Origin of the sequence: Ilumatobacter sp. (assembly GCF_046290335.1) — a bacterium.
GTDB lineage: Bacteria > Actinomycetota > Acidimicrobiia > Acidimicrobiales > Ilumatobacteraceae > Ilumatobacter_A.
On sequence record NZ_JBKAGH010000004.1, the window covers coordinates 235549 to 250189 of the forward strand.

Sequence of the window (14641 nt, forward strand, 5' to 3'; positions counted from 1 at the left end):
GCGACACGGCACTAGTGTCGAGCGCCGTGAGCGACGAGATCTACGACCAGTACACCCGGCTGCGATTCGAACGGCCAGCCGACACCGACGGCGTGCTGCTGATCACCCTCGACGATCCCGACAAGATGAACGCCACCGACGCGGACATGCACCTGCAGTTGTCACGCGTGTTCCGCACGATCGACGACGACGAGTCGGTGCGAGCCGTCGTCGTGACCGGCGCAGGTCGGGCGTTCTCCGCTGGCGGTGACCTCGGCTGGATCGCCGAACAGGTCGGCGACTACACGCAGACCATGCGGGTGATGAAGGAAGCGGGCGACATCGTGCGCACCATGATCGACTGTGACACGCCGATCGTGTCGGCGATCAACGGCGTGGCCGTCGGCGCCGGGCTCGCGGTGGCATTGATGGCCGACGTCAGCATCATCAACGAAGACGCCAAGCTCACCGACGGCCACATCCGCCTCGGCGTCGCGGGCGGCGACCACGCGGTGGCGATCTGGCCGCTGCTGTGCGGGATGGCCAAGGCGAAGTACTACCTGCTCACGGCGGACTTCCTCGACGGGCGCGAGGCGGAGCGCATCGGACTCGTCTCGAAGGCGGTACCCGCCGACGAGGTGTTGTCGACGGCGCTCGGCGTCGCGAGCAAGTTGTCGGCCGGGCCGGTCGACGCGACGCGGCTGACCAAGCGGGCGCTCAATCACTGGCTGCGCCAAGCGCTTCCGAACTTCGAAGCGTCGCTGGCCTACGAAATGCTCAACTTCCTCGGGCCCGACGCAGCCGAAGGTCTCGCCGCGCTGCAGGAGAAGCGGTCACCCGATTTCCGGAATCCGACGTGACGGTTCTCTCCCAGCATCTCGCCCTCGCGAAATCGGTCGCCGATGCGGCCGACGGGTTCACGCTGCCGCACTTCGACGACCGCGACTTCACCGTCGACTGGAAACAGAACCAGACCGAGGTCACCGAGATCGATCGCAACGCCGAGCAACTGATCGTCGAGGCGTTGGTGACCGCTCGACCCGACCACGGCGTGTTCGGCGAGGAGCACGGCCTCGCCGGCGACGCGACCTCACCGTGGCGGTGGGTGATCGATCCGATCGACGGCACCTCCGGGTTCGTCCGCGGCATTCCGGTCTGGGCGACGCTGATCGCGCTGACCCATCACGACGTGCCGGTGCTCGGCGTCGTCTCGGCGCCGGCCCTCGGGTTTCGGTGGTGGGGTGGCGTCGGCATCGGCGCGCACGTCGAGCGCCGCGGCGTTCACCGGGAGATCCACGTGTCGAACGTCGACGATCTGGCCGAGGCGCAGGTGAGCATCACGCACAGTTCCGGATGGGACGAACTCGGGCTCACTTCGAACCTGGTCTCGTTGCAGCAAGCAGCCCGGCGCAGCCGAGGGGTCGGCGACTTCTGGCAACACATGCTCGTCGCCGAAGGGGCGATGGACGTGGCGGTCGACGCGGTCGGGGTCGAGCCCTACGACCTGGCGGCGCTGAAGCCCATCGTCGAGGCCGCAGGCGGGACGTTCACCGACCGCTTCGGCGAGATGACGCACCTCCACGACACCGCGGTGAGCACCAACGGCAGGTTGCACGCCGAGGTCATCGCGTCCCTGCAGCCGTGAGCACACCGACGACCGGTCGGTATCGTTCCGGGCCGTGAACGACGACGAACTCTCACCGGCGACCATTGCGATCACCGCCGGACGAGGCGCGTCGGGCCGAGCGCTCGCGCCGGCGCTGTGGGCGTCGAGCACGTGGGAGTCGGAGTCGTTGGACGACGCGAATCGCCGTGCGACGTCGATCCGCCACACCGACTTCTACAGCCGCTACTGCAACCCGACCGTTCGTTCGTTCGAGGAGGCGGTTCGCGATCTCGAAGGCGCCGAGGAGTCGTTGGCGTTCGCGTCGGGCATGGGGGCCATCGCGGCGACCGTGCTCGCATTGTGTTCGACGGGAAGTCACGTCGTCGCGCAACGCCAGTTGTACGCAGGGACGCTCGCGTTCTTGCAGGGTCCGTGCGCCCGGCTCGGTATCGAGACCACCTTCGTCGACGTGGCGACACCCGGAGCGTTCGCGGCCGCTGTGCAGCCCGGCCGTACCATGGTGATACTCGCGGAGACCCCGTCGAACCCGCGGCTCGAGCTGGCCGACCTCGACGAACTCGGAGCGATCAAGGGCCCCTTCACCGTGGTCGACTCGACGTTCGCGACACCGCTCGGTCAGCGTCCGCTCGATCACGGCATCGACGTCTCGCTGCACTCCGCGACGAAGGGGCTCGCCGGGCACAACGATGCCACGCTGGGCGTCATCTCCGGCGACGCCGACCTCCTCGCCGACATCTGGTCATACGCCGTGTTGCACGGTGCGACCCCGTCACCGTTCGACGCGCTCAACGCGCTCCGAGGCATCCGCACGCTCGCCGTGCGAACCCGCCAACAGAACGAGTCGGCTCGGTCGATCGCGGTCATGCTCGCCGACGATCCGGCCGTACAGGCCGTTCACTACCCAGGGCTCAGTGAGCACCCGCAGCATGACCTCGCCGCACGACAGCTCCTCCAGTACGGCACGGTGCTGTCGTTCGACGTCGGCTCACGCGACGCCGCAGCGGCGTTTCTCGATCGAGTCCAGCTGTGCCGGGTGGCGACCTCCCTCGGCGGCCCCGAAACCCTGGTGTGTCACCCCGCGACGTCGACCCACGCGAGCCTCACGCCCGACGAACAGGCGTCGACCGGCGTCACCGCCGGCCTGCTGCGCCTCTCGGTCGGCCTCGAGGAAACCACCGACCTCCTCGCCGACATCGAACACGCGCTGCGCGCCTGAGGCGGCCGGTCGAGCGGTCAGGCGTCGAGTTCGGAGCCGACGATCGAGACGAAGCTGACACAGGAGCCGGGCGAGCCGCCGAGGTTGTGAGTCAGCGCCTTGTTCTTGCCCTCCGCGCCGTTGACCCCGATGGACGCGATCTGGCGGTCTCCGGCCTCGCCTCGCAGCTGCAGCCACGCCTCGAACAACATCCGTAGGCCCGACGCGCCGATCGGATGGCCGAACGACTTGAGACCACCGTCGGGGTTGACCGGCAGTTCGCCGTCGAGGTCGAACGTGCCGGCGAGCACTTCTTTCCACCCCATCCCGCGTTCGGCGAAACCGAGGTCTTCCATCAACACGAGTTCGGTCGGGGTGAAGCAGTCGTGCACCTCGGCCATCGCCAACTCGTCTCGCGGGTTCTCGATGCCCGCCTGCTGGTACGCGTCACGGGCGGAGTGCACCACCTCGGTGAAGGTGGTGTAGTCGTAGTCGGGATCGACCGTTCCGGTCGCGGGTCCGGCGACGAACGAGAGTGCCTTCACGAAGATCGGATGATCGGTGTAGCGGTACGCGTCTTCGGCGCGCACGATGATCGCCGCCGCCGAGCCATCACTCACCCCCGAGCAGTCGAAGATGCCGAGCGGACCCGCGATCAGCGGCGCGCACGAGATCGTCTCCTTCGACACCTCCTTGCGGAACTGCGCGCGCTGGTTGAGCGCACCGTTGCGGTGGTTCTTCCACGCGATGCGCGTCATCACGTCTTTCATCTCCTGGCTGTCGACGCCGTACTTGGCGGCGTACGCCGGCGCCAGGAAACTGAACGACGCGGGTGCCGTGATCTGCGCCGACGAGCCGTCGTGCGCGACGTTGGGCACGACGAGGCCGGAGTAGCCGGAGTCCTTCAGCTTCTCGACGCCGATCGCCATCGCCACGTCGTAGGCACCCGACGCGACCGCATAGCACGCGTTGCGGAACGCTTCGGAGCCGGTGGCGCAGTAGTTCTCGACATGAGTCACCGGCTTGTGGTCGATCTTGAGCGGTCGGCTGAGCGTGAGCCCCGACAGCCCGGAACCCATCGTGCCCAACCAGAACGCATCGACGTCGTCGAGGGCCACACCCGCCGACGAGAGCGCCGCCGACGACGACTCGATCAGCATGTCGTCGACGCTGCGATCCCAGTGCTCGCCGAACGGGGTACACCCCATGCCGACGATCGCCACCTGGTCTTTGATGCCGTGTGATGCCATGTCAGGATCCTCCTCGGACCGGTCGTGCTTTCCAGAAATAGTTGTGGATGCCGTCGACGGTGTACAGCCGACGGAACGTCATCTCGACGCGGTCACCGATGGCGACGGCGTCGGGGTCGACGTCGGTCAACTCGACCTGCATGCGGCCGCCGCCGTCGAAGTCGACGATCGCTGCGACGACCGGTGGCGCGAGGCTGAACGCGAGTCGGTCGATCGTGAACGTGGCGATCGTCGCGGCACGGTCGGCCATCGGCACCGGGGTCATCTCGTCGATCGCGCCCGACCCGACGCTGACGCGTCCAGGCGGCAGGTGGACGAAACCGCCGTCGTCCTGTGCGCCGACGAATCCGTACTTCCAGGCGGTGCCGCGCAGGCTCGGGGGTGCCGCCGGTCGGTCGGGTTCGGGGCGGCGCGGCGGTTCGCGCTCGAGGAACCCGCGCCACGTCATGAACGACGCCGCGTCGAGCGAACCGGTCGGCGCGGCCAACTGCTCGGCGAGGGTGGTCGAGCGCCGCGGGCGATCGCCGACGAGTTGCTCGGTGGTGCGCAGTAGCCATGCGTCGCACCCGTCGGCCAGATGCACGACGAGCACGTGCTGGTCGGGTTCGGCCTCGTCGAGCACACCGGCGAGCAGGAGCGCCCAGTGCGCAGCACCCGTGTTGCCGACCGAACCGGCGAGGTCGTCGACGACCGCATCGGAACGAGCGCCGAGCCGACCGGTGACCGCACGGACCGCTCGTGCGTGCACGCCGGTGACGATCACCTTGTCGATCTGGTCGATGGTCAGCTCCGCCTGCTTGAGCACGTCGGTCACCGCGTCGGTGGCGAGCGGGACGTACGCGTGCTCACCGAAACGTTCTTCCCACTGCCGCGAGTAGGCCTCGCCGGGCACGCGCCAGCGATCGATGAACTCGGCGGTCGACGACGCGGAGGCGACCGGCACGGCGATCGGATCCGGCCCGAAGGCGAGCGCGACCGCCGCGTCGCCACCGGCCGATTCGTCGCTCGATCCGGGACGCCCGGTGCGGATGTCGGACAGCACGGCCAATCCGCCAGCGGCCTGCGCCATCCAGGCGGCGCCGATGCCGGATCGACAGCTGGCCCCGGCGTCGAACGCGCCGACACTCGCGTCGAGGCGCAACGCCGCATGGATCGCCGTCGCGTTGGTCTTGTCGAGGTAGCCCGGCGCCGTGGTGGCGAACGCGAGCAGGTTCGGCTGCCAGCTGTCGGGGACGGCACGCATCGCGACACGAGCAGCTTCGACGCCCATCGATGTCGTGTCTTCGTCGTAGCCGGCCACCGAGCGGGTCCCTCGCCCGCCTCCCGAGCCGAGCACCGACGTGATCGCGGCACGGTCGAGTCGCCAGTAGGGAAGGTAGGAGCCGTAGCCCACGATGCCGAACATGGCCCTAGCGTGCCACGCGACCACACCCGCGCTCGACCCGCAGCGATGGTTCTAGTCTTCGGAGATGTGCAGGAACATCACGACGTTGCGAGGCCTCGAACCGGCCGCGACGTCCGAGGAGATCGAGGCGGGCGCTCGGCAGTACGTCCGCAAGATCAGCGGCGTCCAGTCGACGTCGGCCGCGACCGAGGGGGCCTTCGAGCGTGCCGTGGCCGAGATCACCGCCGTGACCACTCGTTTGCTCGGCGAACTCCCGCCCCGCAGGCAACCTCCCCGGACCGAACCGCCATTGCGGCGGATCCGGCGTCAGGAGTAGAACGGGTTCTCGCCGGTGGTGTGATCGGTGAGGTCCTTGACCCGCTCGATCTCGGCGATCGCGTCGACGAGCATCGTCTGCACGCCGTCGAGCATCGTCATCTTGCTCATCGAGCAACCGTGGCAACCGCCGCCCATCGTGAGATACGCGGTGCCTTCTCCGTCGTGGCCGACGTAGGTGACGAAACCGCCGTGCGCGGCGAGCGCCGGGTTGACCTCGGTGGCGACGAGCGTCTCGACCTCAGCCGACAGCGCATCGCCGCTGGTCAGCCCTTCGATGCTGGGTGCCTGGGGCCGGTTCGGATTGCGGATGACGAGGCCTTGCGTCGAGGTGTAATCGAGCGTGGCCCCGGTCAGCAGTTCGACGTCAGCGCCCGGAATGATGACCTTGATGCCGTCATGCGTGCGCACCTCGTCGGTGTACGCGGCCTTCAGATACTCCTCGAACGACAGGTCGTACCGGAAGTCCTCGCCGGGCTTGGAGGCGATCGCGAGGCGCAGACCGAGCAGGTCGCCGTCGGGCTCGTCGTCTTTCAGCTCGCGCAGATTCTCGATCGCTTCGGGCGTGACCGTGATGATCGGCTCACTCCGGTCGGTCTCCCCGGATTCGGCGGACACGGCTTCGAGAGGACTCATACACGAAAAGGCTACCGTCGCAGTCGTGAATCACGATTCGTACATCTCCGCGCTGCGCAGCGATGCACGCCGACTGGCTGCGTGCGCCACCATCGACCTCGACGCGCCGGTGCCGTCGTGCCCTGACTGGACCGTCCGCACACTGATCGAGCACACCGGCGGAGTGCATCGATGGGCGGCGAACGCGATCGAGACGGCGACGGCGCCGACCACCCGACCGGCCGGCCCCGGTGCCGACGCCACGTCGACAGAGATCGAGACCTGGCTGGTGGAGGGCGCCGACCGGCTTGCCGATCTGCTCGCGACGAGCGGCTCCGACGAGGCGACGTGGCATCCGTTCGGTCTCGAGCCCAAGACCTGGGTATGGGCACGTCGTCAAGCCCACGAAACCCTGGTCCACCGCTGGGACGGCGAGACCGCCGTCGGCATCGAGGCCACCATCGATCCGATCCACGCCGCCGACGCGATCCACGAGTACTGGGAACTGGGGGCGCCGCGCATCCTGGCTCGCAGCGACGCGTCCGTGCCCGAGGCGAGCCTGCACATCCATTGCACCGACGACGCCCTTCCCGACGGAGCCGGTGAATGGCTCGTGTGGAACGAGCACGGCGAGTACCGGATGGAGCCGGTGCACCGCAAAGGCGACGCCGCGTTACGCGGCCCGGCCGAACAGATCCTGCTCACGCTGATGGGTCGGTCGAGCCGTGATGGGCTCGACATCGTCGGGGACCAGGCCGCCGCCGATGCCTGGCTGTCCATCGACGGCTGGTGAGCGGCCCCGTCGACGACGTCACCCGAGTGAGCCGCACGCCGCGCCCGGTCGGCATCATCGCGATGCTGGCGGCGGTGGTCAGCTTCGCGTTGAGCACACCGATCGTGAAATGGGCCGGCGAGACCGGCGTGGTCGTCGCGTTCTGGCGAATGTGGTTCTCGCTCGGGTTGTGGTGGATCGTGATGCGTGCCATGCGGCGCCCGTTCCCCGATGCACGCACGTGGAAACTCGTTGCGCCCGCCGGGCTGTTCTTCGGGATGAACATCTCGCTGCTGTTCACCGCCGTCACTCGCACGAGCATCGCCCACCTCGAGTTCATCACCTCGATGACCCCGCTCGTGGCCGTGCCGGCGAGCGCATTGATCTTCAAGGAACGGCCGAACTGGTCGGCGCTTCGTTTCGGCGTGATCTCGATCGTCGGCGTGGCGCTCGTGCTGTTCTTCGGGCCCGACTCGGGCACGTCGTCGCTCGAAGGTGACCTGATCGTGCTGTCCGTCGTGTTCGTGTGGACCTGCTACCTGATGTTCACGAAGCGGGCGCGAGCGAACGGCGTCGACACCATCACGTTCATGGCCTGCATGGTCCCGACCGGCCTGCTCACGACCATCCCGATGGCGCTCGTCCTCGCCGGCGACGAGATCTTCTCGATGGCGGCGAGAGGCTGGTTCGTCGCGGCCGGGCTGGCGGTGTTGACCGGGATGGTGGCGCACGGCTGCATCGCGTTCGCCCAGCAGCACCTCCCGATCCAGACCATCACCGTCATGCAGACGGCGCAACCAGCGCTCGCCGTGCTGTTCGCGTTCTTCCTGCTGAGCGAACAGGTTCGTTGGCCGCAGGTGATCGGCATGGGCTTGGTGATCGTCGGGATCTCGCTGTTCACGCTCACCATCCAGCGTCGTACGAACGTCGTCTCGGGTCAGGTGGTCTAGGGTCGACGGGGGAGGGACCCCATGAACCGATTGCTCCTTGCCGCAGGACTCCTTGCCGTCACGGCCGTCATCACCACGGTGTCGTCGACGCCCGCGGCCGCTGCCACCCGGACGGTCACGACGACCAACGACGTGACCGACGGCGGCGACGGCCTGCTCTCGCTCCGGGAGGCGGTCGCCGCGTCGAACTTCGACGACGTCGTCATCGTCCCCGCCGGCACGTACACCCTCGACTGTCCGACGCCGGGCACCCCGGCCCCCGAGAACGGCAACGCTTGGGGTGACCTCGACATCACGCGTGCCATCACCATCAGCGGATCGACGACCGGCACGACCACGATCACGATCGACCCGGCGTGCGGCGAGCGCGTCATCGACCTCTTGCAAGGCAGCGGGCAGAGCGTGCTGCTCGAACACCTGACGATCACCGGGGGCCGCGAAGCTGCGTCGTCGAGCATTGGGCGGGGCGGCGGCATCAGAAGCGGTTCGACCGGCTTCACGATCGACGACGTCGTCGTCACCGACAACCACGCCGGACCGAACGCGGAAGGTGGGGGTATCAGTTCGCAGGGTCCCGTCGTGATCCGCAACGGCAGCCGGATCACCGACAATCTGGCCGGTGATGCCACGGGCACCAGCGCAGGCGGCGACGGCGGCGGAATCGCCATGGTCACGGCGACGGCCGACCTGAGCATCACCGCGAGCACGGTCTCCGGCAACGTCAGCGGCGACGGAAGCGGCGGAACCAGCGCCGCTGGCGACGGTGGCGGCATCTACATCGACGCTCGCGCCGACCTCACCGTGGTCGACACCGTCATCACCCGCAACGGACTGGGTGACGCCGCCAACGGTGCCGTCGGCGGAGGCGCCGCCGGCGGAGGCATCGCCTCGCGAGCGTTCACCGCCGACAGCGGCGTCGCCGTCATCAGCGGCTCCACGATCTCCGACAACGTCGGCGGCAACGGGTTCGTCAACGGCTTCTTCGGCGGCGGAGGCGGCATGTGGCTCAATCATCGTGACGTCACGATCAGCAACTCCGACATCGTCGACAACGAGACCGCACCGGCCGGCAACGGTGACCAAGGCGGTCACGGCGGCGGCGTCGCGATCACCCCGGCATTCGGTTCCCCCGCACCGCTCGACGTGTCGTTGCTCGGGAACACCATCTCGGGCAACGAGATCGGGCCAGCCGGGACCGGGACGAGTGCGACGGGACCGGTCGGCGGCAGCGGCGGGGGTGTCTACGTCGCGGCGGTCACCGGAACCGTCGAGTTCGTCGGGAACACCTTCGACGCCAACACCGCCGGCGACAACGGGGCCGGGCTCACGACGGGCGGCAACCCGGGCAGTGGCGGCAACCTGTACGTGCAACTCGCCGGCACGAGCGAGGACGTCGCACCCGGCGAGATCGCCCTCACCGGTGGAGCGATTCGCAACGGCCGGACCGGCGCGGGTGTGGAGAGTTTCAACGCGGCCTTCGGCGGCGGGGCGTTCCTCACCGCGGGAACACAACAGGGCGGCGGGACCATCGTCGTCGACGGGACCCAGATCACCGGGAACCGCACGATCACCAGCAACGACGGCGGCGTCGGTGGAGGCATCTACGCGAACAGCTTCGTGGCGAACGGGCAACTCCCCGTACCACCGGCCGGTTCCATCACGATCCAGAACGTCACCGCGTCCAGCAACTCGACCGCCGACGGCGCGTTCTCGGCCGACTCGGGCAACGGAGGCAACGGTGGCGCCCTGCACCTGTCGGCGTCCGGCGCCTCGACCGGCCCCACGGTCAGCATCATCGATTCGGTCGTGTCCGGCAACAGCGCCGGATTCGGCTCGGAGGGCGCCACGATCGGTGGAGCCGGCGGCGCCGGAGGCGGCGTGTACGTCAATGCTGCCGACGTCGTCGTCCGCGGGTCGACGATCAGCGGCAACACCGCGGGCGACGGTGCGACCGGCGGCACCTCCGGCGGTCAGGGCGGCGCCGGAGGCGGGCTCGCCGTCTCCGGGGCGGCGCTGACGATCGATCAGAGCACCATCACCGACAACACGGCCGGCTCGGGTGGGACCGGGTCGGGTTCGATCGGCGGAGGTGGCGGAAACGGCGGCGGGCTGAGCCTGACGAGCGGCGCCGAGGTCGTCATCTCCGACAGCGAGGTCACTGCGAACTCCTCCGGCTTCGGCGGGGCCGGCGCCACGACCGGCGGGCGGGGCGGCGCAGGCGGCGGGCTCTTCATCGACGTCACCACCACCGGAGCGGACGTGTCGATCTCGACGACGGACGTGTCCGACAACACCGCGGGCACCGGCAACTCCGGCGCCGACGGTGACGGAGGTCCGGGCGGACCAGGCGGTGGAGCCTTCGTCTCGGTCGACCAGGCCGACATCGACATCGTCGCGTCGACCATCGAGCGCAACGTCGCCGGCAGTGGCGGCGCTGCGACACAGACGGTCGGAGACGGCGAACGAGGCGGCGCCGGCGGCAGCGGCGGCGGCGTCTACGCAGAAGACGGCAGCGCCGTCCCCACCGGCACCTTCACCATCACGGGCTCCTCGGTCGCCGACAACAACGCGGGCAACGCTGGCACCTCGGCGAACGACCGCGCCGGCTTCGCCGGGGTCGGGGGCGGGCTCGACGTCCGGTTCGGCAGCATCGTCACCCCCGACCTGCCGAACCCGGGCAGCGGCCGCATCGTCATCTCGCGCACGAGCGTCGTCGACAATCGGGCCGGCGCCGGCGCGCTCGGCGACGGCGCCACTCGCGACAGCGACGGCGGAGCGGGCGGCGGTGTGTACCTGCGCGCTGGCGGCAACAGCCCCGGCGACGTCCGCGTCGAACGCTCGACCATCCACGCGAACCGCGGCGGTGCGGCGGTCGGAGACACTCGCGAGGGCGACGGTGGCGGGCTGTTCATCGTCGCGCCGACGCGCAGCGCGACGATCACCCAGTCGACGATCACCGCGAACGACGGCCTCAACGGCGTCAACATCTTGACGCGTGCGGTGACCAACACGTTCCTCGGCAACGTCGTCGGCGACGCCCCGAACTCGCAGTCGGAGAACTGCAACGCGATCGGCGTCACGACGATCTCCAACGGCTTCAACCTCGAGGCGACCGCGAACGGCAACGGCCACACCTGCCAGTTCACCGACGACGACGACCTGACGACCGATTCGACCGACCTCGGCGCGCTCGCCGACAACGGAGGCGTCGGGCTCACCCGCATCCCGCTGCTCGCAGGTGCCCTCGTGGACGTGATCCCCTGCTCTGCGACAACCGACCAACGCGGTGTCGCCGCGCCGGTCGGCGACACCTGCGACATCGGCGCCGTCGAACTCGATTCGGAAGGCGTCAGGGTCTCCGATGCGACCGTCGCCGAGAGCGAAGGCTCGGTCGATGTCCGCGTCACACGCACCGGCGACGCCGGCGCTCTGGCCGTGGAAGTCACGACGGTCGAAGGGACCGCACGCGCCGGCTTCGACTTCGTGGAGACGACGGAGGTCGTGACCTGGCAGGCCGGCGACACCTCGCCGAAGTTCGTCACCATCCCGATCATCGTCGACGACTTCGCCGAGGACGACGAGACGTTCACCGTCTCGGCGGCGGGCGCGACCGCCACCGTCACCATCGTCGACACGGTCGATCTGATCGTTCCGACCGATCCGGCTCGCTTCGTCGACACCCGTGCGACGGGCTCCACCATCGACACTCGATTCGAGGCCGACGGCAAGCGAGCGGGCGGCACCGAGTACCTCGTCGACATCGCTGGGCGTGGCGACGTGCCCGCCGACGCGGTGGGCGCCGTGATGAACGTGACGGCGGTGGCACCCGAAGGCGTCGGCTTCGTCACGGTCCATCCCTGCCTGGCACAACGACCGACCGCCTCATCGCTCAACTACACGCAGAGCGTCAATCTCGGCAACGAGATCATCGCCGGCCTCGACGCGCAGGGCCAGACCTGCTTCTTCACGTCGGCGGCGGTACACCTGACCGTCGACGTGGTCGGCTACGTCCCGCGCGGCAGCGACCTGACGTCGGTGTCACCCGCCCGAGTGCTCGACACTCGCCAGCAGTTCGGGGGCGACGGTCCGACAACTGCCGGCTCGACGACGACGTTGAAGATCGAAGGTCAGGCCGACGTGCCGACGAGCGCCGACGCCGTCGTGATCAACCTCACGGCGGTACGCCCGCAGACGAACGGCTTCGTCACCGTGTTCCCCTGTGGGCCGACGGTGCCGACCGCCGCGTCGCTGAACTACACCGCCAACGTCAGTCGCGGCAACGAGCTGATCGCACAGTTGAGCGACGACGGGGAGGTGTGCATCTTCACGTCCGGCAGCACGAATCTGACCGTCGATGTCGTGGGCCACATCCCGGCGGGAACCTCGCTGACGCCGGTCACGCCGGCTCGGCTGCTCGATACCCGCGATCCCGGGATCGGCAAGCGACCCGAGGGAACGCAGTTCACCCTCGACGTCGCCGGTCGAGCGGGCGTCGCCGAGGGAGCAACCGCCGTGATCGTCAACGTGACCGCCGTTCAGCCGGAACGCAACGGCTTCGTCACCGTGCACCCGTGTCTGGCGACCCCGCCGGTGGCGTCGTCGCTCAACCACGTCACCGCGGTCAACGGCGGCAATGAAATCGTCGCTCGACTGTCGGCCGAGGGTGAGATCTGTCTGTTCAACAGCGGACGCACGCATCTGACCGTCGACGTGGTTGCCTTTCTGTCGTGACGAGCATCCAGGTCCGAGACGCAGTCGATCACGACATCGTGACGATCACCGACATCTTCAATCAGGCGATCCCCGACGGTAACGCCGAGTGGACCGAGCACCTGCACCCCGTCGAGGAGCGCCGCGGGTGGTGGCAAGCACGGGTGTCGAGTGGGCGACCGGTGCTGGTCGCGGTGCGCGACGACGCCGTCATCGGGGTGGCGAGCTACGGCGACTTCCGCGACAGCACGTGTCGGGAGGGCTTCCGGTTCACCGCCGAGCACTCCGTGTATCTCGACCGTTCGGCGAAGGGGTCGGGTGCAGCCGACCTGTTGATGGACGAGTTGGAGGAGCGTGCGCGCGCCGCTGGCATCCGGATGATGCTCGCCACGATCGACGGGTCGAACGAAGCGTCGATCCGTTTCCACGCTCGGCGCGGGTACGTGGAAACCGGGCGTTTACCCGCTGTTGGCTTCACGTTCGACACGTGGCGAGATTTCATCATCATGCAACTCGATCTGACCGGTTCCGATCTGCAGACCTGAGGTGACAACTGCCAGGATGCAGACATGCGGATTCTGGTCACCAACGACGACGGCATCGATTCGGTCGGACTTCACGTCCTCGCCCGAGCGATCTGCGATCTCGACGGCGACCACGAGGTGATCGTCGTCGCCCCCGACAAGGAGTACTCCGGGGCTGGCGCCGCACTCGGCGCGCTGCACGAACTCAAGCCCGAAATCGTTCGCGCGTCGATCCCCGACTGTGACGTGGAGGCCTGGACCGTCAACGGCCCGCCCGGGCTGTGCGTGATGTTCACCCGGCTCGGCGCGTTCGGCGGGCCGTTCGATCTGATCGTGTCGGGCATCAACCCCGGAGCGAACGTCGGCCGCGCCGTGTACCACTCCGGCACGATCGGCGCGTGTCTCACCGGCCGCAACGGCAACGTGTCGGGCATCGCCGTGAGCCAGGCGGTCTCCGGGTGGAGCGTCGAAGGCCAGGCATGGGACGAGCTGATCATCGACCAGCACTGGGAGACCGCCGCCGAGTGCGCCAAGGTGATGGCCCAGGCGCTCGTCGACGACATGCCGACCGAGACCGTGGTGGTCAATCTCAACGTGCCCGACGTGACCGTCGAGGAGATCAAGGGGTGGCGCCACGCCGAGGTCGGGATGCAGCCACCCCGGACGGTGGCGGCCGCCGAGTTGGAGCCGATCGACGGGCGTGACGGCGCGTTCAAGGTGACGATGCAGTGGGGCGAGAAACTCGACCTGGATCCCGACACCGATGCCGGGCTCGTCGAGACCGGCTACGTGTCGGTGACGTACCTCTCGCGCCTGGTGCACGAGGATCGCCCCGACCTCGCCCACGCCGACAAAGCCCTCGCCTCACTGTTGCGTCAGGTCGGATGACGCCCGCCACCGACCTCGCAACCGGCTACCTCGGGGCGTTCACCGGCAACGACCCGGATGCGATCGCGGCGTTCGTCTCGGAGGGATTTCGCAACGAGCACCTGAGCGAGTTGGGGTCGAGCTGCGTCGGGCGCGACGAGTACCGGCGCCGAATCCCTCACTTTCTCGAGGCGTTCTCCGACCGCATGTACTCCATCGACGACCTCGTCGAACAGCGACGCGACGCCGAGACCGACGTCGTGGTCCGCTACCGGTTCACTGCGGTCCACGATGAATCCGGGCGACACATAGAGATCCCTGGCGTGATGTGGTTCACCGTCAGCGATGGCGAGATCGTGCGGCGCACCGATACGTGGGACTCGCTGACGTTCCTCGATCAGATCGGTCAACGCCCCGACTTCTGATTCCGCC

The 14641-nt window shown here is 68.5% G+C and carries 13 protein-coding genes; 10 read left to right on the forward strand and 3 right to left on the reverse strand.

From position 1 onward, the window contains the following. Nucleotides 1-26: 26 nt before the first annotated feature. The 3 genes from ACE37B_RS17180 to ACE37B_RS17190 are packed head-to-tail and all read left to right on the forward strand — an operon-like array spanning nt 27 to nt 2822. Entirely contained in the window at nt 27-839 is an 813-nt protein-coding gene (locus tag ACE37B_RS17180) for an enoyl-CoA hydratase/isomerase family protein (protein WP_409924561.1), read from the forward strand. Then, nucleotides 836-1624, forward strand: coding sequence for an inositol monophosphatase family protein (locus ACE37B_RS17185; protein ID WP_409924562.1), 789 nt, complete (start codon nt 836-838; stop codon nt 1622-1624). The genes ACE37B_RS17180 and ACE37B_RS17185 overlap by 4 nt, the downstream gene beginning before the upstream one ends. Before the next feature lie 34 nt (nt 1625-1658). After that, nucleotides 1659-2822: a trans-sulfuration enzyme family protein gene (locus tag ACE37B_RS17190; RefSeq protein WP_409924563.1), complete on the forward strand. Its 1164-nt coding sequence runs from the start codon at nt 1659-1661 to the stop codon at nt 2820-2822. Between the two features lie 17 nt (nt 2823-2839). On the opposite strand, the gene ACE37B_RS17195 is transcribed toward ACE37B_RS17190, so the two are convergent. Next, the gene (locus ACE37B_RS17195) at nt 2840-4051 is read right to left on the reverse strand and encodes an acetyl-CoA acetyltransferase (RefSeq protein WP_409924564.1); all 1212 of its coding nucleotides are present in this window, start codon (nt 4049-4051) and stop codon (nt 2840-2842) included. 1 nt (nt 4052) lies between these two features. Then, nucleotides 4053-5456, reverse strand: a complete 1404-nt coding sequence (locus ACE37B_RS17200; protein WP_409924565.1) for an OB-fold domain-containing protein — start codon at nt 5454-5456, stop codon at nt 4053-4055. 64 nt (nt 5457-5520) lie between these two features. On the opposite strand from ACE37B_RS17200, the gene ACE37B_RS17205 reads away from it, so the two are divergent. After that, complete coding sequence (locus ACE37B_RS17205) at nt 5521-5772, forward strand: DUF2277 domain-containing protein (protein WP_409924566.1); 252 nt, start codon at nt 5521-5523, stop codon at nt 5770-5772. Here the strand turns inward: ACE37B_RS17205 and ACE37B_RS17210 are convergent. Beyond that, on the reverse strand, nt 5763-6407 hold the full coding sequence (locus ACE37B_RS17210) for a NifU family protein (protein ID WP_409924567.1): 645 nt from the start codon (nt 6405-6407) through the stop codon (nt 5763-5765). The genes ACE37B_RS17205 and ACE37B_RS17210 overlap by 10 nt on opposite strands. 25 nt (nt 6408-6432) lie before the next feature. On the opposite strand from ACE37B_RS17210, the gene ACE37B_RS17215 reads away from it, so the two are divergent. Genes ACE37B_RS17215 through ACE37B_RS17240 form a run of 6 tightly spaced genes read left to right on the forward strand, consistent with a single transcriptional unit; the run spans nt 6433 to nt 14634 of the window. Then, nucleotides 6433-7179 carry a maleylpyruvate isomerase family mycothiol-dependent enzyme gene (locus ACE37B_RS17215; protein WP_409924568.1) on the forward strand — a complete coding sequence of 249 codons (747 nt, stop codon included), beginning with the start codon at nt 6433-6435 and terminating at the stop codon, nt 7177-7179. After that, nucleotides 7176-8108, forward strand: a complete 933-nt coding sequence (locus ACE37B_RS17220) for a DMT family transporter (protein ID WP_409924569.1) — start codon at nt 7176-7178, stop codon at nt 8106-8108. Before ACE37B_RS17215 ends, ACE37B_RS17220 begins: the two co-directional genes overlap by 4 nt. A gap of 21 nt (nt 8109-8129) precedes the next feature. Beyond that, on the forward strand, nt 8130-12839 hold the full coding sequence (locus tag ACE37B_RS17225) for a beta strand repeat-containing protein (RefSeq protein WP_409924570.1): 4710 nt from the start codon (nt 8130-8132) through the stop codon (nt 12837-12839). Then, the gene (locus ACE37B_RS17230; RefSeq protein ID WP_409924571.1) at nt 12836-13363 is read left to right on the forward strand and encodes an N-acetyltransferase family protein; all 528 of its coding nucleotides are present in this window, start codon (nt 12836-12838) and stop codon (nt 13361-13363) included. Before ACE37B_RS17225 ends, ACE37B_RS17230 begins: the two co-directional genes overlap by 4 nt. A 24-nt stretch (nt 13364-13387) precedes the next feature. Then, nucleotides 13388-14230 (forward strand): 5'/3'-nucleotidase SurE, encoded by an 843-nt coding sequence (gene surE, locus ACE37B_RS17235; protein WP_409924572.1) that lies wholly within the window; start codon nt 13388-13390, stop codon nt 14228-14230. Continuing rightward, on the forward strand, nt 14227-14634 hold the full coding sequence (locus tag ACE37B_RS17240) for an ester cyclase (RefSeq protein ID WP_409924573.1): 408 nt from the start codon (nt 14227-14229) through the stop codon (nt 14632-14634). The genes surE and ACE37B_RS17240 overlap by 4 nt, the downstream gene beginning before the upstream one ends. Nucleotides 14635-14641 lie beyond the last annotated feature (7 nt).